This window comes from Thermococcus cleftensis (genome assembly GCF_000265525.1).
GTDB classification, from domain to species: domain Archaea; phylum Methanobacteriota_B; class Thermococci; order Thermococcales; family Thermococcaceae; genus Thermococcus; species Thermococcus cleftensis.
On the sequence record NC_018015.1, the window covers coordinates 1,689,069 to 1,710,758 of the forward strand.

Annotated in this window: 24 protein-coding genes and 1 CRISPR repeat array; of the genes, 11 read left to right on the forward strand and 13 right to left on the reverse strand. The window is 54.0% G+C overall.

What is annotated here, in order from left to right; genetic code table 11:
• Nucleotides 1–42: 42 nt before the first annotated feature.
• From CL1_RS09120 to CL1_RS10780, 4 genes are all read left to right on the forward strand, one after another.
• On the forward strand, nucleotides 43–1,107 hold the full coding sequence (locus CL1_RS09120; protein WP_014789590.1) for an AAA family ATPase: 1,065 nt from the start codon (nucleotides 43–45) through the stop codon (nucleotides 1,105–1,107).
• Nucleotides 1,108–1,257: 150 nt separating this feature from the next.
• Nucleotides 1,258–1,650, forward strand: coding sequence for a hypothetical protein (locus CL1_RS09125; RefSeq protein ID WP_048152220.1), 393 nt, complete (start codon nucleotides 1,258–1,260; stop codon nucleotides 1,648–1,650).
• Complete coding sequence (locus CL1_RS09130; protein WP_148267305.1) at nucleotides 1,587–2,066, forward strand: hypothetical protein; 480 nt, start codon at nucleotides 1,587–1,589, stop codon at nucleotides 2,064–2,066. The genes CL1_RS09125 and CL1_RS09130 overlap by 64 nt, the downstream gene beginning before the upstream one ends.
• A 74-nt stretch (nucleotides 2,067–2,140) precedes the next feature.
• Nucleotides 2,141–2,287, forward strand: coding sequence for a hypothetical protein (locus CL1_RS10780; protein WP_187287165.1), 147 nt, complete (start codon nucleotides 2,141–2,143; stop codon nucleotides 2,285–2,287).
• A gap of 33 nt (nucleotides 2,288–2,320) precedes the next feature.
• On the opposite strand, the gene CL1_RS09135 is transcribed toward CL1_RS10780, so the two are convergent.
• The 3 genes from CL1_RS09135 to CL1_RS09145 are packed head-to-tail and all read right to left on the reverse strand — an operon-like array spanning nucleotide 2,321 to nucleotide 5,738.
• A complete protein-coding gene (locus CL1_RS09135; protein ID WP_014789593.1) occupies nucleotides 2,321–5,098 on the reverse strand; it encodes a DEAD/DEAH box helicase in 2,778 nt (925 codons plus the stop codon).
• Nucleotides 5,099–5,101: 3 nt separating this feature from the next.
• Nucleotides 5,102–5,551 carry a PIN domain-containing protein gene (locus CL1_RS09140; RefSeq protein ID WP_014789594.1) on the reverse strand — a complete coding sequence of 150 codons (450 nt, stop codon included), beginning with the start codon at nucleotides 5,549–5,551 and terminating at the stop codon, nucleotides 5,102–5,104.
• On the reverse strand, nucleotides 5,535–5,738 hold the full coding sequence (locus CL1_RS09145; RefSeq protein WP_014789595.1) for an antitoxin family protein: 204 nt from the start codon (nucleotides 5,736–5,738) through the stop codon (nucleotides 5,535–5,537). Before CL1_RS09145 ends, CL1_RS09140 begins: the two co-directional genes overlap by 17 nt.
• Nucleotides 5,739–5,830: 92 nt before the next feature.
• Between CL1_RS09145 and CL1_RS09150 the strand changes: the two genes are divergently transcribed.
• Entirely contained in the window at nucleotides 5,831–7,300 is a 1,470-nt protein-coding gene (locus tag CL1_RS09150) for an MFS transporter (RefSeq protein WP_014789596.1), read from the forward strand.
• 977 nt (nucleotides 7,301–8,277) lie between these two features.
• Here the strand turns inward: CL1_RS09150 and CL1_RS09155 are convergent.
• Nucleotides 8,278–9,414 (reverse strand): iron-containing alcohol dehydrogenase, encoded by a 1,137-nt coding sequence (locus CL1_RS09155; protein ID WP_048152222.1) that lies wholly within the window; start codon nucleotides 9,412–9,414, stop codon nucleotides 8,278–8,280.
• Between the two features lie 115 nt (nucleotides 9,415–9,529).
• On the opposite strand from CL1_RS09155, the gene CL1_RS09160 reads away from it, so the two are divergent.
• Nucleotides 9,530–9,823, forward strand: coding sequence for a hypothetical protein (locus CL1_RS09160; protein ID WP_048152225.1), 294 nt, complete (start codon nucleotides 9,530–9,532; stop codon nucleotides 9,821–9,823).
• Here CL1_RS09160 and mtnA read toward each other — a convergent pair.
• Nucleotides 9,775–10,845 carry an S-methyl-5-thioribose-1-phosphate isomerase gene (gene mtnA, locus CL1_RS09165; protein WP_014789599.1) on the reverse strand — a complete coding sequence of 357 codons (1,071 nt, stop codon included), beginning with the start codon at nucleotides 10,843–10,845 and terminating at the stop codon, nucleotides 9,775–9,777. The two genes, CL1_RS09160 and mtnA, sit on opposite strands and share 49 nt — an antisense overlap.
• A 55-nt stretch (nucleotides 10,846–10,900) precedes the next feature.
• On the opposite strand from mtnA, the gene CL1_RS09170 reads away from it, so the two are divergent.
• Nucleotides 10,901–11,443: an NTPase gene (locus CL1_RS09170; RefSeq protein ID WP_014789600.1), complete on the forward strand. Its 543-nt coding sequence runs from the start codon at nucleotides 10,901–10,903 to the stop codon at nucleotides 11,441–11,443.
• On the opposite strand, the gene CL1_RS09175 is transcribed toward CL1_RS09170, so the two are convergent.
• The 3 genes from CL1_RS09175 to albA form a co-directional block, all read right to left on the reverse strand.
• On the reverse strand, nucleotides 11,433–11,966 hold the full coding sequence (locus CL1_RS09175; protein ID WP_014789601.1) for a CBS domain-containing protein: 534 nt from the start codon (nucleotides 11,964–11,966) through the stop codon (nucleotides 11,433–11,435). The genes CL1_RS09170 and CL1_RS09175 overlap by 11 nt on opposite strands.
• Before the next feature lie 50 nt (nucleotides 11,967–12,016).
• Complete coding sequence (locus CL1_RS09180) at nucleotides 12,017–12,655, reverse strand: ArsR/SmtB family transcription factor (RefSeq protein ID WP_014789602.1); 639 nt, start codon at nucleotides 12,653–12,655, stop codon at nucleotides 12,017–12,019.
• Nucleotides 12,656–12,764: 109 nt separating this feature from the next.
• Nucleotides 12,765–13,040, reverse strand: a complete 276-nt coding sequence (gene albA, locus CL1_RS09185; RefSeq protein WP_014789603.1) for a DNA-binding protein Alba — start codon at nucleotides 13,038–13,040, stop codon at nucleotides 12,765–12,767.
• Nucleotides 13,041–13,232: 192 nt separating this feature from the next.
• Here albA and purB point away from each other — a divergent pair, with 192 nt between their 5' ends.
• On the forward strand, nucleotides 13,233–14,588 hold the full coding sequence (gene purB, locus CL1_RS09190) for an adenylosuccinate lyase (RefSeq protein ID WP_014789604.1): 1,356 nt from the start codon (nucleotides 13,233–13,235) through the stop codon (nucleotides 14,586–14,588).
• Between the two features lie 1,321 nt (nucleotides 14,589–15,909).
• Here purB and CL1_RS09195 read toward each other — a convergent pair.
• On the reverse strand, nucleotides 15,910–16,266 hold the full coding sequence (locus CL1_RS09195; RefSeq protein ID WP_014789606.1) for a DUF134 domain-containing protein: 357 nt from the start codon (nucleotides 16,264–16,266) through the stop codon (nucleotides 15,910–15,912).
• A gap of 101 nt (nucleotides 16,267–16,367) precedes the next feature.
• Between CL1_RS09195 and CL1_RS09200 the strand changes: the two genes are divergently transcribed.
• A complete protein-coding gene (locus CL1_RS09200) occupies nucleotides 16,368–16,826 on the forward strand; it encodes a 6-pyruvoyl trahydropterin synthase family protein (RefSeq protein ID WP_014789607.1) in 459 nt (152 codons plus the stop codon).
• A 19-nt stretch (nucleotides 16,827–16,845) separates the two neighbouring features.
• Here the strand turns inward: CL1_RS09200 and CL1_RS09205 are convergent, their stop codons facing one another.
• Nucleotides 16,846–17,418 (reverse strand): hypothetical protein, encoded by a 573-nt coding sequence (locus tag CL1_RS09205; RefSeq protein ID WP_014789608.1) that lies wholly within the window; start codon nucleotides 17,416–17,418, stop codon nucleotides 16,846–16,848.
• Nucleotides 17,419–17,473: 55 nt separating this feature from the next.
• On the opposite strand from CL1_RS09205, the gene CL1_RS09210 reads away from it, so the two are divergent.
• Nucleotides 17,474–17,896, forward strand: a complete 423-nt coding sequence (locus CL1_RS09210; protein ID WP_014789609.1) for a PPC domain-containing DNA-binding protein — start codon at nucleotides 17,474–17,476, stop codon at nucleotides 17,894–17,896.
• A 211-nt stretch (nucleotides 17,897–18,107) separates the two neighbouring features.
• Here CL1_RS09210 and CL1_RS09215 read toward each other — a convergent pair whose 3' ends face one another.
• Genes CL1_RS09215 through CL1_RS09225 form a run of 3 tightly spaced genes read right to left on the reverse strand, consistent with a single transcriptional unit; the run spans nucleotide 18,108 to nucleotide 19,510 of the window.
• Nucleotides 18,108–18,575, reverse strand: coding sequence for a NifB/NifX family molybdenum-iron cluster-binding protein (locus tag CL1_RS09215; RefSeq protein WP_014789610.1), 468 nt, complete (start codon nucleotides 18,573–18,575; stop codon nucleotides 18,108–18,110).
• Nucleotides 18,576–18,630: 55 nt separating this feature from the next.
• Nucleotides 18,631–18,864 (reverse strand): hypothetical protein, encoded by a 234-nt coding sequence (locus CL1_RS09220; protein WP_014789611.1) that lies wholly within the window; start codon nucleotides 18,862–18,864, stop codon nucleotides 18,631–18,633.
• Between the two features lie 31 nt (nucleotides 18,865–18,895).
• On the reverse strand, nucleotides 18,896–19,510 hold the full coding sequence (locus tag CL1_RS09225) for a NifB/NifX family molybdenum-iron cluster-binding protein (protein ID WP_014789612.1): 615 nt from the start codon (nucleotides 19,508–19,510) through the stop codon (nucleotides 18,896–18,898).
• A 105-nt stretch (nucleotides 19,511–19,615) separates the two neighbouring features.
• Between CL1_RS09225 and CL1_RS09230 the strand changes: the two genes are divergently transcribed.
• A complete protein-coding gene (locus tag CL1_RS09230; RefSeq protein ID WP_014789613.1) occupies nucleotides 19,616–20,362 on the forward strand; it encodes a Rossmann-like domain-containing protein in 747 nt (248 codons plus the stop codon).
• 99 nt (nucleotides 20,363–20,461) lie between these two features.
• A CRISPR array of direct repeats spans nucleotides 20,462–21,008; the repeat unit is 28 nt; unit sequence GTTTCCAAACATTATGTGGTTCTGAAAC.
• The last annotated feature ends 682 nt before the right edge of the window (nucleotides 21,009–21,690 follow it).

Below are 21,690 nucleotides of genomic sequence, written 5' to 3' on the forward strand. Positions count from 1 at the left end.
ACCTTTTTAAGGAAGGCCCCCCACCAGTTACTGGTGGGGGGTATGCTCTTCAACCCGAGGCCGAAGACCAGAAGGGAGGAACTGTACGACAGAAGAGATGAGCTTGAGCGTGTCGAGGACGGCCTGAGGAAGGGCCTTGGCCTCGTTACGATCCTCGGAATCAGGCGCCTTGGAAAGAGCTCACTCCTGAACGTTGCCCTGAATGAACTCCCCTACGGGAGCGTCAAGATCGACGCGAGAAAGGTCTATTCCGAGTTCGGCAATGTGCCGAGGGAGGCCCTGGCAAAGCTCATCCTCGAGGGGTTCCTGAAGAGGTCGGGAAAGGAGCGGGCCAGGGAGCTAGCGAGAAGCATCAGGGGCGTGCGCCTCCTTGGATTCGGAGTTGAGGTTGAGGTCGAGAGGGGAGTAAACCTCTACGACCTCCTTGAGCGCATAAACTCCCTCGGAGAGCGCTTTGTCATCGCGATAGACGAGGCCCAGTACCTGCGATTTTCGAATTCCCGCTACCCGGAGCTCATCGCGTGGGCCATCGACGAGCTTGAGAACGTGAGCTTTGTCCTGACGGGCTCGGAGGTTGGCCTGCTGGAGGACTTTCTGAGGCTTCATGACCCGGGCTCGGCGCTCTTTGGGAGGCCCCACCTGGAGATCAGGCTGAAGCGTTTTGAGAGGCACCAGAGCGTGGATTTTCTTGAGAGGGGTTTTGACGAGCTCGGCCTTAGGGTTTCACGGGAGGAGATCGATGAGGCGGTCGATGAGCTGGACGGCATAGTCGGCTGGCTCACCCTCTACGGCTACAACCGCTACCTCGGGCTGGGCCACTCCCGGGCGCTCCAGAGGCTCAAGGAGGACGCCAGGAGGCTGATTCTGGCGGAGTTCTCCCGGCTGAGGGAGCTATCCCACCGCTACGAGCTGGCGATGCGGGCGGTGGCCAACGGGAAGCACCGCTGGAAGGAGATAAAGGAGACCGTGGAGATTCTTGAGGGGAAGAGGATAGACGACAAGAACTTCTCCAACGTCCTCAGCAACCTCGTCCGTTACGGCTACCTTGAAAAGACCGTTGATGGCTACGTGATCCCCGACCCACTCGTGGAACTGGCTTTCAGATAGGGGGGCCACCAGTTACTGGTGGGGGGGTTAAGGGTACCAAAAACCCCGGAAAGTGGAACCCTTTCCTGCATGGAACCGGGGGTTTTGGGGGCCCGTCGGGACTTCGAAAACCTTATCTCCAATAGCGATGAAGTTTGAGGGGTGGTGGCTTTGTCACTTCTGGCCTTGACCGGGATGTTCATATTTGGGGGGAAGAAAAAAAGGAAGACCTTGGAAGAAGTACGTAAAGAACTGGCGAAGAAGTATGGGCTGCCCGAAGAAGTTATAGACGGTATAATAGGCGCATACATATCATTCGACGGATATGTAGAGTTCATAAGGCAAATAGACCCGGAAAAAAACTATGAAAGGGTAAAAAAAACCCTTGCAGTTGATGAAATTGGCGACTCAAAACGTGCCAGAGCAATCCTTAACCATGAGTACCATTCTTACATTGGGAGAGAGACCCAAAGTCACGGGGATACCATATACTCCACGGAGTGCTCGCTGTTCTTGTTGCAAACCATCTGGGCAAGGAACACGAAGATATCGGGTGGGCAATAGGTGACGCAATATACGACTATCTCGTCATGAAAAACAAAAGCATAGAGGACATTGAAAAGAGGCCTTCAGAGTTCGCAAAACTTGTTGTGGAAAAATTACAGGAAAGAGAAATACTTGGACCATCGGTTGCCAAGTCCACCGAGCGCGCAATAAAAGAAGCGATTCCCCCCACGATAAAACTCATCAATAAAATGTGGCCAAAGGATCATGATGTCAAGCACCTGCGAGCAATGGAAGAGGCATTTTCATCGCAGACTAAAAATCCGCTAAGAACTCTAAAAGCCGCAGGAATAGACGTTACAAAAGAGGTCGAGGAGCTCAGGAATGCCATCGCAGAGATTACAGGAAAGAAGCCCAAGGCGAGGGGGAGCACCTCCAGGGGGTCGAGGAGAGGGCCAAGTCGAAACGCCCCGTAACCTCTGCCGGCCTTCCCCCCGAGCTCCTCGCCATCGTCAAGGCCCTCGAGTTCTCGGACTTCTCGGAGAGGGCGATGGAAAAGGCGGAGAAGGAACTCATCAGGCTCGTGGACGGGCTCCTGGAGGACGAGGCCAACGCCCCCCAGCTCTTCCACGCGGTCAAACTGCTGAGACTCGTGCAGAAGGGCGACGTCAAGAGCATCAAGAAGCTGGGAGGTTAACTACCCGGCGGCGCCCGAGCATTGGCGCGGCCCTCATGAACCCTCTTCCCCACCCTCTTCCTTCTCCTTCCTGTCCACCCAGAAGCGCCTCGTCCTTATGAACTGCCTCTCCCGCTCCATGAGGGCAACGAGGAGTGCCTCGCCCCGGTACTGCGCCAGAAGCCTCGCCGCAGTGTCCGGCCCGGTTCCGTAGCTGGCCAGTGCTAAAACTGCCTCGAAGCCGTAGGAATCCACGAGGTCCGCAGCTTTCAGCAGCTTCCTGTATGTCCTCTCCGCCCTCCTCTCCAGCGGCTTCCCATGGCGAACCTTCTCTAGGACGGGGAGAAACTCCTCCGCATCTATCGGGTGGGCAACCGCGAGCATCTTCGAGCCGCAGCGCGGGCACTGTCTTAGCTCTATGTTTTGAAGCCTCGCCACCCTCGTCCTCGAGTGCCACCCGCAGTTGGTGCACACTAAAACGACCTCGTGGTCGAGCAGTCTCTTCCTGAACAGCTCAAGTACCTCGTCCCTCTCCAGCGTCCCGCTCAGCAGGAACTCGCCGCCGACGGCCATGTTCAGCCGGGCAAGCGTTGAAGGCTCCTTCCTGAGAACCGTTTTCACCCTCATCGTGCCCCTCTTGAGCATCTCAAGGACGAGCTCTCCCTTTCTTACGTCAACCTTGTCGTGGTAGAGCTCGTTCAAGGTCTCGCGCTCAATCACCGTCCCCTCGAAGAGCCTCTCGACCTTCCTTATCTTTGCGTCCTTCCTCAGGGCCCCGAAGCGCTTCGCCACGTTCGTCATTCTCCACCGGTAGGCGTGGGAATCCCTCAGCGCGCGGGAGACTATAAACTCCAAACTCCCCGGCTCCTGGTAGAGGTAGCGCTTCACCTCCTCAGGGTTCAGCTGGAAGGGCGTCTTGAAGACCACCGCATGCCCCTGGCTCCTCACGGAGAAGACCCTGCCGTAGCGCAGTATGAGGAGCGAGTGAACGAGCCGCCCGAGGGCCTCGTTGGCCCGGTTTCCAAAGTCCGCGTGGATTACCAGCGCTTTCGGCGTGCTCTCGACGACGATGTCGCGGTCGGTCGAGAAGGGCTCGTCCCTGATCTCGTCAAACGCCCTTCTCAGCTCCTCCTCGCTGAACTCCACCCCCTCCAAAAGCCCCTTCGCCTTCTCGAAGTCGAAAGCCAGCTCCCTCTTCAGCCTGCCGACGTCGAGGGCCACTCCAAAGGGAACGGGGATCATCTCGCCCTCCCAGCTCGGTATCGCGCTCTCCAGGCTCTTGCTCTCGCGGACCTTCAAAAGCCTCGCCTCGTCGTCGATCTTGAGCACGATCCAGCTCCGGCCGTTCATGACGAACTCCATGCCCTCCTCCAGGTCCATCACGAAGCTCTCATCGAGCCTTCCAATGACGTGTCCGCTCTTGGAATCGAAAACCCTCCACGAGACTTCGTCAGGAATCGTTGAGAGGTTCTCGTAGTAGTACTGGAACGCGCCGCGGCGGAGATAAAGGAGACCGTTCTCCCCGTCGTAGCCTATGAGTCTCGCGTCCTCGAGAACCTTCAGAACGTCGAGGTAGTCGCTCCAGCTCAAATCCCTGTAAACGTAGGCCCGCCTCGCTATCTCGTAGGGCCTCTCGCGAGGAAGGCGTTTGTACTCGATGAGCAGGCCGACGATGAAGTGAGCTAAAACGTCCAGCCCACCCATCGGCTCGACCGCCTCGAATCTGCCCTCAAGGGCGTGCTTCGCTATGACGAGGCTCTGGAGGTAGTCCTCGACGTTCGTCGCTATGACGTAGCCCTCGCTGACCTCTCCGATTCTATGTTTTGCCCTCCCGACGCGCTGGACGAGCCTGTTCACCTGGCGCGGGCTCATGTACTGGATTACGACGTCAACGTCGCCTATGTCTATGCCGAGCTCCATTGAGGACGTGCATATCAGCGCTTTAATCCTGCCCTCCTTGAGGGCCTTTTCGGCCTTGATTCTGGCTTCCCTCGAAAGCGAGCCGTGGTGAACCTCAACGGGCTTCCCCCAGGCCTTGAGGCGGTGCGCCAGAATCTCCGCGAACTGCCGCGTGTTGGTGAATATCAGAGCTTTCCCGTGCTCCTCGACGACCCCCCACAGGGCCCTCAGTCTAGAGGCTATCTCGGGCGAGACGCTCAGCTCCCGGGCGAGGTCGAGGTCCCTCCCCTCTGGTCTCGGGTAGAGAACGTGGAAGCGATAGCGCTTTTTCCAGTTCGGCTTGACTATTGTATCTGCTCCAAGCCACTCCATCACTTCCTCCTCGTTGCCTACCGTTGCAGTCATGCCTATTCTCCTGAAGTCGGCAATTTCGGCGAGCCTTTCAAGGTTCAGGAGGAGCTGTGCTCCCCTTTTGTTGTCCACCAGCTCCGCTATCTCATCGACGATGACGAACTTCACGTTCTCGAGGTGCTTCCTGAGGGATTTGACCGTCAGGATAACCCCCATCGTTTCGGGAGTGATTATGAGCATCTGCGGGGGATTCTTCGTCTGCTTTGCCTTCCTGTAGGCTGAAGTGTCGCCGTGCCTCACCTCTACGGTTATTCCAAGTTTCCTTCCCCACCATTCCAGCCTCTCGAGCAGGTCCCTGTTGAGGGCCTTGAGCGGTGCGATGTAGAGTGCAGAAATTGGTTTAAGTCCCCCTTCAAGGATTTCGTTGAATACCGGTAGAACTGCCGCTTCAGTCTTTCCTGAACCTGTGGGTGCTATTATCAGGACGCCCTTTCCTGAGCTAACCTCCCTGAAGGCGTCCTGCTGGAGCCTGTTGAGCCTTCCGAAGCGCTCCCTGATGGCCTTCCTGAGGAGGGGGTGCATGGTTTAAGGGACAATCTTTACCTCTTGAACTTTACTGTAGTCTTTATCGAAGGTTGCAATGGCATCCACTCCCTTCTCCACGGCGGTGGCAAGTATCGTGGCGTCGTTTGGAAGGAGTGAGTACCTCCGTATGAATCCCCGTATGGCCTCCCAATCGCTTGAGTCGGGGAGAATTTCTATCCCCAGGGCCTGCAGGACGAGTTCCATTCTGCTTAGGGGTTCCTCAAAGGGTCTGTATCCCTGTTCTCTCAGTATCTCCTTGACCCTGTGATACGAACGTGCTCCAAACGTTACCTCGGCCGTTTTTCGAATCACCGCGTAGCTCAGCTCGTTCAGAACCGTGGCGCTGATGTAAAACTCGTAATCCTCCGACAGGATATCCTTCGCCCTTGGGGTTAGCTCGGTCTTGTAGAGGTAGTTGTACAGGACGTTGGTATCAAGGAGAACCCTCATCGTGGAGCTCCCCCACGTACTTTTCCACCTCGCCGGCCTTTCCCTCGCCGAGTATTCCTGCCAGCCTCTCAACCAGCTCCTTTCTCGTGAGTATCCTGACCGTTATCGTGTCCCCCTCGTGGAGCTCCTTTCCGTCGATTATGATGAGCTCCCCCTTTCGGTACACCCCCGAGACTACCTCGGACATATCCACACCCCTTTGCAGTTCTTCCCCGGAGTTTATAACCCCTACCGCTATCTTTATAAAGCGATATATCGTTCGATACATCGGTGGTAGGGATGGAAGTGGTCAGAAACGGAGAAACCTACGACCTTAGCTACGCGAAGAAGGCGACCCTCGTGGTCGTCCTCCTGCCCCTCCTCGTCATGTACACTGAGGCAATGCTGACCCCAGCACTACCGACGATACAGAAGGAGTTCGCCATCAACCCCAACGACGTCAGCTGGATTCTGACGATATACCTCCTCGTCGGAACGGTAAGTGCCGCCATATTCGGCAAGCTCGGGGACATGTACGGCAAGAAGAAGATGTTCCTCGTCGCTCTGGGCTTCTACACGCTCGGGGTTATACTCAACGGCTTTGCACCGAGCTTCGAGTGGCTCCTCTTCAGCAGGGCAATCCAGGGTCTCGGCATGGCAATATTCCCGCTCGCCTTCAGCCTCGTCCGCGAGGAGTTCCCGCCCGAGATGGTGCCCCAGGTTCAGGGGATGATAAGCGCGATGTTCGGTGTCGGTATGGTCATAGCCCTTCCGCTCGGTGCCTACGTCACCCAGCACTGGGGATGGCGCTGGACTTACCACTCGGCGGCACCGTTTGCTGTCATCATGTTCATCCTTGCGTGGAAAATCCTCCGCGAGAGCCGCTACGTAAACCCCGGAAAGCTCGACTGGCCGGGAGCGCTCTTCCTGGTCTGGGCCGTCGTTCCTGCCCTGGTTGCCGTCACGCGCGCTCCCAACATCGGCTGGACCGCGAGGGAGACGCTCGTCCTCTTCGCGCTCTCGATAGTCGGTGCGGTTTTCCTCGCCCTCTGGGAGAGAAGGGCCGAGAACCCGCTCATCCCGCTCGACATTGTGACCTCCCGCAACCCAGCGATAGTAAACCTCGGCATAATGTTCGCGGCCTTCGGCATCTCGATGATGAGCCAGGCGAACACCTACATCTTCCAGATGAAGCCGCCCTACGGCTTCGGCAAGAGTATCCTTGAGAGCGGCCTGCTCATGACCCCGATGGCCGGCGTCATGCTGGTCATAGCGCCACTCGCAGGCAAACTGATGCCCAGGATAGGTGCGAAGCCTCTCGCGGTGACCGGCGCGCTGGTGGCGAGCTCCGGGCTCGCGGTTCTCGCCAAGTACGCCCAGCAGTTCCCCCCGAACCACCTCTGGGCCTTCGTGGCGGTGATAACCTACGTTGGCGCGGGAATAACGCTGATGAACATCTCCTTCATCAACGTGCTCGTCTTCTCGGTTTCGCAGAGGGTCATGGGAATAGCGACAGGTGCCAACAGCCTTTTCAGGAACTTCGGCTCGACGTGGGGGCCAGCTATCGCTGGAACCGTGATGAGCACCTACTACGTCCTCTTCCACCCGCCAGGGGCGCCCTCGTGGGTGCAGATAAAGATCCCGACGACGAAGGCCTACGAGGTGCTCTTCGGGACGTCGGCGGGAATATACCTCTTCCTCGCGTTGCTCAGCCTTGCCATCGTCGAGGTGATGAAGGGCGGGAAGATAACCGGGGATATGACCGATTGAGACCACATTTTTGTCCATCGTTACACGGGGTCTTTTGAGTTTTTTCCTTCTTTTTTGAATCTAAGGCTTTACTTTTTTGTTTCAAGCGAATGAACGCCGAGAAAACTTAAAAAACCCAGAAGAAGACTTAAAACCTCCCCCCTAACTTTGAAAGCGCGGATAAAACAAGCGCGCTTCAAGCTTATCCAGGCGTTTTGAAAATTCTCCTCGGAGATGGGTGGAGTGATTTCTTCCCTGAATGCTTTTCTCAGCCAGAAGAGCCCTAAAACGGCTTTTCGCTTTTTTACGTTACATAGAAGTAAAACCGTGCACGCGTTTGAAAACAGAGCGTTATAACTCTTTTATAAACCGAGAAAGGCCCTGAAAATTCTCCCTCAGCTCGGAGGAGCGTTTTCTACCGTTTTCCAGACGGGCCCCAAACGGGGCTCTCTGCCGTCTCAGTTGAGCTTTCGGAGGCTTCGCGAGGGAGTCTGGTGGAGTGGTTTCCGCTGGTTAGCCTTTGTTTTCCCCGGGAGAGGTTTAGCCTGCCCCGCTGGTCCTCTCCCTGGCGTTATCTCCTCCCCTGGTTTGTTGGGGCTTTTTCTTTCTTTTTCGGTTTTCTTACTATTTTGGATGGTTTGTGTTTGGAGTGTTTGGGGTTTTTGTTCTGGTGCTGTTTTCTGAACTTCTGGTAACCGCAAAATTTATATGGGGGTTTGGCGTTACTCTATTTGCTCAATAGGGCAAAAAAGTTAACCGTTTCAGAACCACATAATGTTTGGAAACCTGAACACTACACGGCTGTAGTGAAGCTCTCCCTTTGCGCCCACGAGGCGGTTTCAGAACCACATAATGTTTGGAAACAGGTGCTCGACGCTCTGTATCGGGCCGTCCACCTCGACCTCCTTCACAATCTCCCCAGTTTCAGAACCACATAATGTTTGGAACTCCGTGGCCGGGGTAGCCCCGCCATAAGAGATTGATAAAAAGAGGGTGGCTTATTCTCCTCTGTATGCCCTCAGGTAGAGCTCCCTTATCTCATCCGGCTTCGGCTCGACGGGATTGAAGGCAACGAGCCCGTCGCGGTAGGCCTTCTCCGCCATCTCGTCCAGCTTTGCCATGAAAGTCTCCTCGTCAACGAGCTCGCTCAGCCTTGGAACGCCCGTTCTCTCGTTCAGCCCCCTGACGGCGTCAATGAGTTCCCTCCAGTCCCTTAAGCTGAGCTCCCTCGCTATCTCGTCGTAGCGCCTCCTCGCGTAGTCGCTTTTCGTGGCATTGAACTCCATGACGTAGGGTAGGAGTATCGCGTTGAGGAGGCCGTGCGGACCAATCCACGCCGCCTTGTGGCTCATGGCATGGCAGAGGCCGAGGCGTGCGTTGAGAAAGGCTATGCCCGCCATCGTTGAGGCGTAGTGCATCCTCTCCCTCGCCTCCCCGTCGCCCTCCAGGCTCTTCTCAAGGAACCCAAAGACCGTTTTTATCGCTCTCATCGCCATCGCGTCGCTGAAGTCGCTGGCGACCTTTGTCGTGTAGGCCTCTATCCCGTGGACGAGGACGTCGAGGCCTGAGTTCCTCGCAACTTCCCTCGGCATCGTTTTTGGCAAACGGGGGTCGAGTATTGCCACGTCGGGCGCTATCTCCGGGGTCACTATGTTGTACTTAACGTCGCCCTTCTTGAGGACGCTGGCAGCGGATACCTCGCTTCCAGCTCCACTCGTCGAGGGAATCGCTATGAGCTTTGTTCTGAGCTTGGGAACGGGCTTGGGCTTTGAAAAGCGGTCTATGAAGGCTATCTCCTCGAAGTTCAGCCCGGGAGCGTCGTAGAAGACCTTCAGGGCTTTGGTGGTGTCTATCACGCTCCCGCCGCCGAGCGCCACCAGCAGATCGGGCTCGAAATCCTTCACCTTCGGAAGGAACTCCTCTATGACCTCGACGCTCGGCTCCGCTGGAAGTCCAGCTATCGAAAAGACCTCCGCCCCGGCCTCTCTTACGTAGTCCTCGGCCTCCTTCAGGAAGCCGTGCCTCTTCATCGAGCGTGAAGAGAGTATGAGAACGCGCTCGTACCCTCTGGCCTCCTTTGAGAGCCTTCGCAGGCTTCCCCCACCCTCGATGATTTTGGTTTTCAGCCAGAACATGAGCACCACCAAGGAAACCTGTGCCCGAAGGCTTTTAACGTTCTCGGAGGGTTTAACCACCGGTTTAAAACCTTCTGATTAAGAAATCCTTTAATCTGGGGACTCAATTTAGCAGATGATGCTCGTTAAAGGCAAGGTGGTTGCAGAAAACGGCACGTTTCCATTTGAAGTACTGAAAACTGATGGGGGAGTATCGCTCCGGGTCGAGCTTTCCGGAGAACCTTTTGAGTATTCCACCGACTGCAATTGCCTTGAGCCTTTGGAGCTCTTGGGCCTGCTCCTCCCCGCTTTGGAGGAAGAGATTGGCGAGATAAAGGGCGTTTTTGTTGAGGAGGTCGTTGAAGGAGAAAAGAAAGGAGTTCACTCCTTCCTGAAGAGCCTGCGCAGGTTCCTCTCAAAGGGCGGGTAAACGATGCCTCTGTCGGTTATTATCGCCGTCAGGTACCTGTGCGGCGTGACATCAAAGGCAGGGTTGTAGACGTCAACGTCGGGCGCAATTCTGCAGCCGCCGCAGGTGAGGACTTCCTCGGGCTTCCGTTCCTCGATGGGTATCTCCTTCCCGCTCTTGAGGCTCATGTCTATTGTCGAGAGCGGCGCTACCGTGAAGAACGGTATCCCGTGCTCCTTCGCGAGGACTGCCAGGGTGTACGTCCCAATCTTGTTGGCGAAGTCGCCGTTGGCCACTATCCTGTCGGCGCCGACGATGATGGCATCGACCTTCCCCTGCTGCATGACGAAGCCGGCCATGTTGTCGGCTATGAGCTTAAGCGGTATGCCATCGTAGTGGTACTCCCACGCGGAAAGCCTCGCGCCCTGGAGGACGGGCCTCGTCTCGTCCACCCAGAGGAGCTTGAGCGTCCCATCGCGGTGTATCACCCTGAGAACCGCTCCAACCGTTCCGAGCTGGACCGTTGCCAAACTTCCCGCGTTGCAGTGCGTTAGAACGTTCCCTTCCGGAAGGGCCTCGGCACCGTAGTGGCCCATCCTGAGGTTGGCCTCGACGTCCTCGTCCGCTATCCTCTGCGCCTCGGCGACAATCATGCTCTTAATCTCGTCGAGCGGGCTCTCAAGGTGCTCCTCGACGAGCTTCTTCACCCTGTTGAGTGCCCAGAAGAGGTTCACAGCGGTTGGCCTCGTGTTCTTCAGCCTGTCGTACGCCCGGTAAAATCCATCCATGAACTCATCCTTGGTTTTGGCTTTTGAAGTGTCGGCGTAGAGGGCCAGACCGAAGGCTGCTGCTGCACCTATTGCGGGCGCACCGCGGACCTTCATGGTGATTATTGCATCGGCAACTTCATCGACGGTTGTCAGCTCAATCATGCGAAACTCCCTTGGCAGAAGGGCCTGGTCTATCATGATGACCTTCCCGCGCTCATAGCGCACACTCCTCGGGAGCCTCGTGAGTTCCTCGGGCTTGTACCTCATCTCCACAGCCACCACCCCAAAGGGTTTAAGGGAGGAGCTTAAATCTCCTTCGGTGGTTGAAATGGTGCTAAGGATATTCGTTACCGGCCCGGCGGGAGTCGGGAAAACGACGCTGGTGGAAAGGGTCGCGAGGGAAGCCGACCGCTGGGGCTACCTCGTCGGTGGAATGATCACAAGAGAGGTGCGGAGGGGTGGAAGGCGTGTGGGCTTCAGGATCACTGCCCTCGACACCGGAGAGGAGGGAACCCTGGCCAGCGTTAGAGGGACCTCGCACCTCCCGGGCGTTCCCTTCGGGAAGTACGTCGTCCACGTTGACGAGCTTGAGCGGGTCGGCGTTTCGGCGATAAGGCGCGCCCTTGTTGAAGCGGATCTGATAGTCATAGACGAGATAGGCCCGATGGAGTACAAGAGCGACGAGTTCGTCAGGGTCATCGGCGAGGTTCTGAAGTCCGAGAAACCGCTGCTGGCGGTCGTCCACAGGAAGATGGTCGATAAATTCCGTCCCCTTGGAAAGCTCTACACGCTGAGCGTTGAGAACAGGAACAGGGCCTTCGCTGAGGTGCTCGATGAAGTTATGAAAGAACTGAAGGGAGTCAGAGGTTGAGGCTGTCCTTGCAGCTCTCACAGATCCACTTCTCGCCGCCCTCGATGTAGACCTTGTAGAGGGGACCGTACTGGCCGCAGAGCTCGCAGATGCCGTAGACCTCCGTCTCCTCGCTGGCTTCCTCCTCACTCTCACTATTGTACGCGTTGAGAGCAGCGAGAAGGTCCGCGGCGGTGACGAAGCCTATCGGCCTTCCGAGCCTGGTAACGAGGAGTCTTCTTATACCCTTGTCCATCATCTTGTCGATCGCGTCCTGAACCTCATAGTCGTCCTCGATGGTTATCGGGTTCTTCGTCATAACCTCCTCGACCTTGACGGTCTTGGGATCTCTCCCCTTCGCAACGACCTTGTCGAGTATGTCGCGGTCGGTTATTATTCCAACGATTTCGTCGTCTTTAACAACAACCGCGCTTCCCACCTTGTTCTTTGAGAGAATCCTGGCGACCCTGTGGACGGTGTCGTCCGGCTTGACGATGACTGCCTTTCTCTTAACCACTTGTCCCACGGCTATCCTAGGTGCCATTTTACCACCTCGCCAACCGGGGGTTGGGAGAGAAACTTAAAAAGCTTTCTTCATGCCCGACGCTTCAAAATGTACGAAACTAGAAGGAACGTTAAGATGAAGGTTACAATGGCCAGAAGGGCCGAAATCGCAGATGTGTGGGCTGTGGGTGCTGAAGGAAGCGCTGTGGCCTGGGTGGTGCTGGTGTTTGACACCACCGATACGAGCGATTTTCCGGGTGCGGACATCATGCTGATGTTTCCAATCTCGTACGCCGAATCCTTTCCAGATGCTCCCATGGGAGCCAGCAACCTGGTTGAAGCCGCGTAAACCCCCACAGAAACCAGTCCTGCTATTCCAAGGCTGATGACGTGGAGCCTTTCAAATCCCATGACCGGCTTTTTCTTAACCTTTGCGACGCTCTTCCGCGGAACGAGGAGAATCGGCCTGTTGGAGGCTCGGTAAAGCTTGACCTCCTGGAGTCTCTTCCCGTACTTTTTTCCAGCCACCTCAATCAGGCCAACCTTGAGCATCTTATCTACGTGGTACGACACGGTAGAAATTGGAAGGTTAAGCTCGCGCGCTATCTCGCTTATCGACAGCGCCCGGTCTTCAACGAGGTGGAGAATGGCTATGGCCTTATCGTTCATCAGAATCTGGGCCAGCTCCTTGGCTCTTTCGTCGTGAATGTCTATCGTCTCGTAGTCCAAGGGCGCCACCTGGAAGAAATACGGTGGGGCCGTATTAAAGGTTTTCACAACTTCAACCGCATTTGAAGCGTGCAGAAGAACCCGAAGGAAAAGGAAAGGGAACTCAAATTCACGGCTTCTCGAGAACGATCTCGATGGTTGAGGTGTTGGCGGTCCTGCCGTCGGCGGTCGGGAGCTCCTCGGTGCCGATCCTGATCTCCTTGACCCTGACCTCTGGGAGGAACCTGTTCCTGACGATCTCAGCGACGTCGACGGCCCTGCTGATGGCCCTACCGCGAGCCTTAACGCTGACCTCCTTGGCGCCCTCGTTGAACTGGGTTATCACGGCGAGGACGTAGTTCATAACCGGCTTCTTTCCAATGTAGACGACGTGCTCCTCAGCCATTTCTGGCACCTCCGGAAGTTTTGTCGTTAGGCTATCGTGGCGTTTCAGTTAAATACTTTTCGGTCGTTAGATAGCGTTATTGGACACTCCTGTGCCTCCGATGCTCGAATCGAATAGCCAATCTTGCTCCTTCAAATTAATGTCAAGCGAAAGATTTTAAGATTCAAAAATTGCCATAGACTTGGTGATAAGATGGCCGTTCACCCGATCGATTACCGCTATGGGAGCGAGGAAATGAGGCGCATCTGGGACGAGGAGAACAAGCTGCAAAAACTTCTGGACGTTGAGGCCGCACTCGCGAGGGCCCACGCGAAGGTGGGCAATATTCCGGAAGAAAGTGCACGGGTTATCTCAGAAAGGGCTAACACGAAGTGGGTCAAAGTGGGGCGTGTCAAGGAGATAGAGGCCGAAATACACCACGACATAATGGCCGTCGTCAAGGCCCTAAGCGAGGTCTGCGGTGAACACGGAAAGTACGTCCACCTGGGTGCCACTTCCAACGATATAATCGACACGGCCAACGCGCTCCTCATAAAGGAGAGCCTTGAGATAGTGGAGAAGGACTTGAAGGAGCTTCGCTCCATACTCAAACGCCTAGCCCGGGAGCACAGGTATACCGTCTGCATCGGCAGGACGCACGGCCAGCACGCGGTTCCAACCACCTACGGCATGAAGTTTGCCATATGGCTCGATGAGATACAGAGGCACATAGACAGGCTAGGGGAGCTGAAGGAAAGGGTTTTAGTCGGCCAGATGAGCGGTGCCGTTGGAACGATGGCGAGTTTTGGAGAGAAAGGCCCCGAAATACAGCGCCTCGTTATGGAAGACCTCGGCCTAAAGCCCGCCAGGATAAGCAATCAGATAATCCAGCGCGACGTCTACGCCGAACTTATGATGGTTCTGGCGCTCATTGCCTCAACACTCGACAAGATGGCTCTCGAAATAAGGAACCTCCAGAGGACCGAGATACTCGAAATCAGCGAGCCCTTTGGAAAAAAGCAGGTTGGCTCTTCGACCATGCCCCACAAGAGGAACCCGATAAGGAGCGAGAAGGTGAGCGGGCTCGCAAGGGTTCTCTACTCAAACGTTTTCCCTGCCCTGCTCAACAACCCCCTCTGGCATGAGAGAGACCTCACCAACTCCTCTGTTGAGCGTGTTATCCTTCCGGAGAGCTTTGTTCTGCTCGATGAGATGCTGAAGAGCATGAAGAAAGTCCTTGCAGGCCTTGAGTTCTTTCCGGAGAACATAAGGAGGAACCTGCACCTGACCAACAACCTTATCATGGCCGAGCCGCTGATGTTGAAGCTGACTGAGAGGGGCATGGGGAGGCAGGAGGCACATGAACTCGTTAGAAGGCTTGCCATGAAAGCGTTTGAAGAGAACAGGGACCTGATAGAGGTGGCTAAGGAGAGTAAAGACGTCAAAAAGTTCCTAAGTGAGAATGATTTCGAAAGCCTGAAGCCGGAGAACTACGTGGGAATGGCCCCACAGATAGTCGACAACGTAATCGCGTGGATAGAGGAGAAAGAGAAAAAAGAGGGCCTTTGAGCCCTCTTTTTCCTTATCCGGGGCCCGTATTCTTTTTTCATACTCCCCGTCTTGTGGTGCAAGTTGATCCTCAGATTTTTGGGTGAAGATTTACTTTGATAAACAGGAATATATGTGTCCAAAAATTTAGAAGTTAAATTTAACATTGCCTTTTTTATTAAGTTTGTTTAATATAATGGATCTAAAAACTACTAATAATAATGTTAAATTCTGCTTATTTATTACCATCGATATAAAGTAATTCTCAACAAAATGTTCATCACTGTGCATGAGTGCGTGGTGAGAACAGCCGTCATTTCTAGCTACATGCATTTGTTCCCCTCACAACCCCTGAGAACAACCTGCGTGAAGTTTGTTGTTCAAAAGTACTCCTGACCCCCAAAAGTTTTCTGTGAGATCGGGCTTTCAGGAACCAAAAATTGGTTACAATTGAAGGTAGTGTGGAACTAACCGGGCTCCGGATTCCTCCGGGTAGCCGCATCAGAGACATTGACTTGAGGGACGGTGGTGCAGAGTCCTGTTAGGCCCTGCGATGAGTACGGGAGCTGAGTCTCGTGGCGTCCCCGTGTGCCCAAGTGGAACATTTAGGTTGCCTCCTGTGGGAGTTTAAATGTTCATAAGTGTCCATGAATTTTGGATATAAGGTACATTATATCCAAAACTTGTGTACATAACTGTATATTAGAATAGGTAAGATAATGGCGCGCAGGGCGTTGCAGTTTTCTGGTTGAGTCGCTCCGCATCAGAGCATTCATCACGTGAGTGGGTGTTTGGGTGCCGAATGTGCCATCTCTGCGCTCTGAGTGAGTACCTCTATCAAAAGGCTACCCCTACCACGCCTTCCGTTTCTATCCTTTATGGGCTGAACACACTTATCTCAAATTGCACCATCTTTAATTGTAATCGGATATTGGTGTTAAAATACCGATCTTTTGACCATTATTCTAGGTTCTTGAGTAGCTAGTGTCGGGCTTGTGGCATCTGGCTGACATGTCTTAATGTGCACTTTTGGCCAATAATTCTTTTCCACAATAGTAAATTTTTTGGGATTTTTACATTTCTAAATCGTATTTATTTGGCAATAATTTTTAGTGTATATACTGAACTTGTACATTAAATCAAAATTTTAAAATTTTAACAAGTTTAAGTTACATTTCAAAATATTTTAAGAATATGTCTCTTTTATCACGTAAAATCCAACTGAAAATTTTGAGAGAACCTCCCAACGAGAATTAGGCTTACCTAAAAAACAAAACGACCAAGAGACCAGTCAAATGACCCAATAATCAACAGATAACAGATTTTTCCAAAAATTTAACCCTTACAGCTCTTCTTCGCCAGCATTTTTTGGGATCTCGTTTCCCTGAGGCAGGATTATCAGTTCCCTTCCTTCAACCAGCATTTGTGCAACCTTCTTTCTGGCCGAGCTCAAAGCCCTCCAGACTGTCCCCCTTGAGACACCCATCTTCTTCCCTGCCTCTTCCTGGGTTAGCCCCTCATAGTCCACCAACCGAAGGGCCTCAAATTCCTCATACGTCATGAAAATCGGCGGTTTTGGCTGTCCTACAGGGGGTAGGGCAGGATAGAAATGCCTAACTTGGGGGATAAACCCGATCATGCGCATCTTCCTTTTTCTGCCCCTGCCCCGGCCCCATCCAGGTCCCATTCCCATCGGCATGGCTATCAAAACCGGTACGGTGGTTTGCTTTATAGACTTTCTCCCTTCCGACCCAGTAACTGTTATAACCTGTGTTCCCCAAACGTAGCCTGGTGAGAGAAATGACGTTCCGCATGGTTGAGAGAAAGATTGGCTGGCACAAGGATTTCGACAGCTCGCACTTCTTGGTTCTTCCCTACGAGAGCAAATGTCTCCGGATACACGGGCACACGTACAATGTCGACGTCGAAATATGGGGCGAACTCAACGAGAACGGAATGATATTTGACTTCAACCATCTGAGCAAGCTTATAAAGCTCCTTGATCATCGAATCTTGGTAAGCGAGAGCTGGGTCGTCAAGAGAGGGGGGGACGTTGTTATCATTGAGAAGAACGGTAAGCGGCTGGAACTGCCCGTGGACGAGGCGGTAATCCTCGACAAGCCCAACGTCACCGCTGAGTACATAGCGGAGTGGTTCGCCGAAAGGATAGCGGAGAAGGCGGGAGACAACGTGAAGCGCATAAAGGTTAGAATCTGGGAAGACCCCCGGAGCTACGCGGAGGTAACCCTTGAGAGATGATTCGAGCTATGGAGGCAGCTTAGCAGTCCTTCTTTCGTTTTTCGAAAAGCGTTCTATCGATTTTGCATTTTCTGTAAACCTCCTCAAGCATTTCTCTGGCCTTCTCCTTAAGCTCGCTGAAATACTCCCCTCCAAAGGTTTCCTCCGATTCAATCGTTAGCAGGTAGGCGGTTTTCATGTATGCTGGACCTATCTCGCAGTCGAACCTTTCTGCAATCCTCCCCGCTATGCCCACGAGATAGCCGACGAACGAGTGAAGGAGCCTTCTGTAGTCGTTCTCAAAGCCATGCTCGTTGAGCCAGCCCTTAAGGGTCAGGAAAATCTTGAACGCGGGTACCTCTACGCTTTCGTCTCCATAGCGACGGTATCTGATGAGGAGGTACTGGAATATTGAGATCAGGAACCTTCCAACGTCCGCCTTCGTCCCGCCGTTTTCCTCAACGAACTCCTCAAACTCTCTCAGGCCGGTTTTTCCACTATCGAGGAAGGCTATCAGCAGAGCCCCGTAGGGGGTTGAGTACTGGGAGAAGTCAACCTCTTTGAATTCCGGAATCTCCGGGAAGATACGCATTATTGCTCTTTTTGTGTTCATTTTCTCACCCAAACCGTTAAATCGGAAGAGGCTTATTAGCTTTGAGGTGAATGGAATGAGGTTTTCGAGGGGCAGGAATTTTCTGCTCAGGGTCCCCGAAGGGAAGGAGCTTCTGGGATTCATAAACGAGTTCGCGAGAAAAAACAACGTTCTGATCGGAACTGTCAGTGCCATTGGAAGTTTGAAGAACCCGAAAATCGGTTACTTTGACGAGGACGCTGGCGGGTACAAGGTCATCGAGCTGACCGGCACATACGAACTGGTGTCCCTCACAGGCAACATAAGCGTAAAGGACGGCGAGCCTTTCGCCCATATCCACGTTGCCCTGGGAGACTCCGACGGTATGCTGTACGGAGGGCATCTCATTGAGGCTGAGGTCTTCGTGGCCGAGGTGTTCATGCAGGAACTCCTGGGTGAGCTCCTTGAGAGAAAGCCCCGGGAAAACGGCCTGAGCCTATGGGACGCGGTGGAACTTTGATTTTTGTCCTTATTTATCCCTAAAAAACTTCGTTCACATCAGCAGGTAGTGGCAGGTCAGTATCGCAAAAATCCCGATGAACTCAGGATATCAAGTGCGACATTGGAACCTGGGTGGCAAACCCGGAGAGGGTTCCGCCCCGTGAGTCAGAATTAGCCATTTGAAGGCTCAAATTTTGAAAGTGCGTAGAAGGCTGAAAAGGAGGAAAAGCTCACCAGCCGCCGCGACCGTATCCTCCGCCTCTACCTCTTCCCATTCCACGACCCATGCCTCTTCCGCGTCTCATACCTCTGCCCATTCCACCGCCGTAACCGTCCATTCCTCCGGTTCCGCCTTGAATCCCAGGCTGGAGTTCGCCTCTGAGGAGAGCCGCAATGGCCTCCCTGACCGTCATGGTCGCTGGGGCAGAGTACATTCTTATCCCCGCCGCCTGAAGAACCCCGTAGGAGTTGGGGCCGAACTGGCCTGCTATAACCGCCTCGGCCCCCTGATCTATGGCGAACTGGGCCGCGGTAACGCCCGCTCCCCTCGGCTGGCTGTAACCGGGGTTCGGAACGACCTGAATGCTGGTTATCTCGCCGTTCTCGACGTCAACTATTGTGAAAGTGGGGGTTCTTCCGAAGGCCTGGTTAACCCTGTCGTTGAGACCGCCGTTTATGGTCGAAACTATAATCCTCATTCACATCACCTCCGATGGCTTTAGGTAACCCGAACTTAAAAAAGTTTGCATAAGCTCAAAATGGCCTTCCCCAGCCCGGGAAACGGGGCCTCAGGAGCGACCGCAGGATTAAAAGGGCCACGAGGCCGAGAGCGTACGGGGCGGCAACTATGAAGAGCTTGACCAGAAAGTACAGAATTCCGATGAGGGAGAGCAGGTCGATTAGACCGTAGGCCCCGCCAAATGGAGAGAACCGGTATCGGATGCCTCCTCCAAATCTGCCGTAGCCCCTTCCCATTCCGCGTGGCATTCTCTACCCTCCGAAAAGAAAAGTTAAAGGTTCACCACCAGCCAAAGAACCTGGAAAGCCATGCTCTCCTGCTTGGCTGGCCGGTCCAGGGGCAGTAGCCTAACCTCGCTCCCCAGCCTCTTCCACCTCTGCCCCAGCCTTTTCCTCTGCCTCTACCCCAGCCGCCACCGCGGCCCCAGCCCCTTCCCCAGCCTGGGCCGAAGCCGTATCCGTAGGCCGGATAAGGGGGGGTTGCGGTAGCCGCCGGGTAGGGCCCGTAAGTCAGAGTAGGCACAGTTCCCGGCGCGTTCTGGACAGGTACCGTCGTTGTCGGGGTGCTTCCGCTGGTGACAGCCTTTATGGCCTCCTCAACTGGTGTTCCCGGGGCGACCTGGTAGAGCTTTATGCCTGCAGCCTGAAGCGCTCCGAGTGCGTTCGGGCCGACCTGCGGTGCTATTATCGCTTCAACGCCCTCGTTGATCAGGGTCTGAACGGCCATTGGGCCAGCCCCACCACCTGCCATGGCGGCGCCGTTCTGAATGACCTTGCTGTTGGTGACGTTGCCGTTTTCGTCAACGTCCGCTATGAGGAAAGCCGGCGCCCTAGCAAATACCGGGGCAACGGTGTCTTCAAGCCCTCCACCGTTGGTGGGTATCGCGATCCTCATATCACCACCTCCGGTATTTTGTGCATATGCACAGCATTTAAAGTTTTCGGTTTCCCTAACGGTGCCGTTAATAAGGGGTTGAGTGCAGGGGAGGGTGGTGGTGATATGCTCCTGAGGAGGGTAAAAAGGGAGGCGCTCAAGCTCGCCGGGGACCTTGAGCTGGTCGATTTTGGCTTCGCCCTACCCTACACGTGGGTTCTCGCCCGGGGGTCGGAGGGAAAAGCATTGGGGGTTGCGATGACCCTGCCCGAGGAGGTCCAGCGCTACACCAGCTCAATAAGCGAGCCGTCGCTTGAGGCTTTCATAGAAAGGGCCGACAGCCTTAACGTGGTCGAGCGGACCCTCGGTTTAGCCGCGATAAACGCGGTTTCGCAGTATTACATAGACCTCAGCGGTGCGGAGTGGGTCGACGTGCTCGACCTCCTCCCCGAGAAGGCGGGTAAGATAAAGATAGCGATGATTGGGAACATGCCTCCCCTGGTAAGGGAGCTCCGCGAAAAGGGGCACAGGGTGTACGTCTTCGAGAGGAACGCCAAGCTCTGGGACAGGGACACCTACAGCGACGCCCTTGAATACCACCTCCTCCCCGAGATGGACGCGGTGATAGCGAGCGCGAGCTGTCTCGTGAACGGAACAATAGACATGCTCCTGGACAGGGCGAAGAAGGCCAGGCTCTTCGTCCTGACGGGCCCCACCGGCCAGCTCCTCCCGGAGTTCTTAAGGGGGAGCGGCGTTACACACCTGGCCTCGATGAAGGTCGTTGAGGTCGAGAAGGCTCTCCTGGGGCTCAAACTCGGCTCATTCAGGGGCTTTGAGGAGGGGAACAGGAAGTACGTCGTGGAAGTGGGGTGAGCTCTCCGTTTTTATAATAGTGGGAACCACATTTTTTGAAAGCCCCTTCCTTCAGGGCAGAGGAAGAGCCCAGAGATTGGGCAAGAAAAACAAATAGGAACTTCCAAACATTATGTGGTTCTGAAACATCCTTGTAAGCAACAAAGCACACACGAAAAGTGACGTAGGTTTCCAAACATTATGTGGTTCTGAAACTCGAAGAAATCAGGAATACAATAGACGATTTCGACGAGCTCCCCGACATGTTTCCAAACATTATGTGGTTCTGAAACACCATAACTTAAAATGAAGCGTTCGGTAACGCTCAAACTGTTTCCAAACATTATGTGGTTCTGAAACCGGGGAGTGCGATAAGCTTCCTCAGTTTTGCTAAGGAGGTTTCCAAACATTATGTGGTTCTGAAACGCGGATGAAGTTTGGAAGGCTATTAAAGAGGGTAAAATTAAGGGGTTCAGTATTGGTGGGTTTCCAAACATTATGTGGTTCTGAAACTCGTGAAAGTTGATGGTAATGTAGGATTCTTCAACGGAGAGCGCCTCGGGTTTCCAAACATTATGTGGTTCTGAAACATCATTCCAAGCGAAATGTCACCAACCAAGTTAGAGTTGATAACTGCTCGTTTCCAAACATTATGTGGTTCTGAAACGGTTAACTTTTTTGCCCTATTGAGCAAATAGAGTAACGCCGAACCCCCATATAAATTTTGCGGTTACCAGAAGTTCAGAAAACAGCACCAGAACAAAAACCCTAAACACTCCAAACACAAACCATCCAAAATAGTAAGAAAACCGAAAAAGAAAGAAAAAGCCCCAAAAAGTTAACGAGAAAGACAGCACCATGGAGAGGGCCATCGAGGCGGATTAAACGGTTCACAGGGAGAACAAAGACCAACCAGCGGAAATCACTCCACCAGACTCCCGCGAAAAGCCTCCGAAAGCCCAACTGAGACGGCAGAGAGCCCCGTTTGAGGTCAGTCTGGAAAACGGTAGAAAATGCTCCCCTCGGCTAAAGGGGAATTCCCAAGGCCTTTCTATGGTTATATAGAAGTCATAACGCCCCGTTTTCAAACGTGTGCACGGTTTTACTTCTATGTAATGTAAAAATGGGAAAATCTGCTTTAGCGTTTTTCTGGCCGAGAAAAGCGTTCAGGGAAGAAATCACTCCACCCATCTCCGAGGAGAATTCTCAAAACGCCTGAATAAGCTGAGAGTATGCTTGCTTTGTCAGTGTTTTCAAAGTTAGGGAAGCTATTTGATGGTTTCATTTGGGTTTTTAAAGTTTTCTCGGCGTTCATTCGCTTGAAACAAAAAAGTAAAGTCCTGAATTCA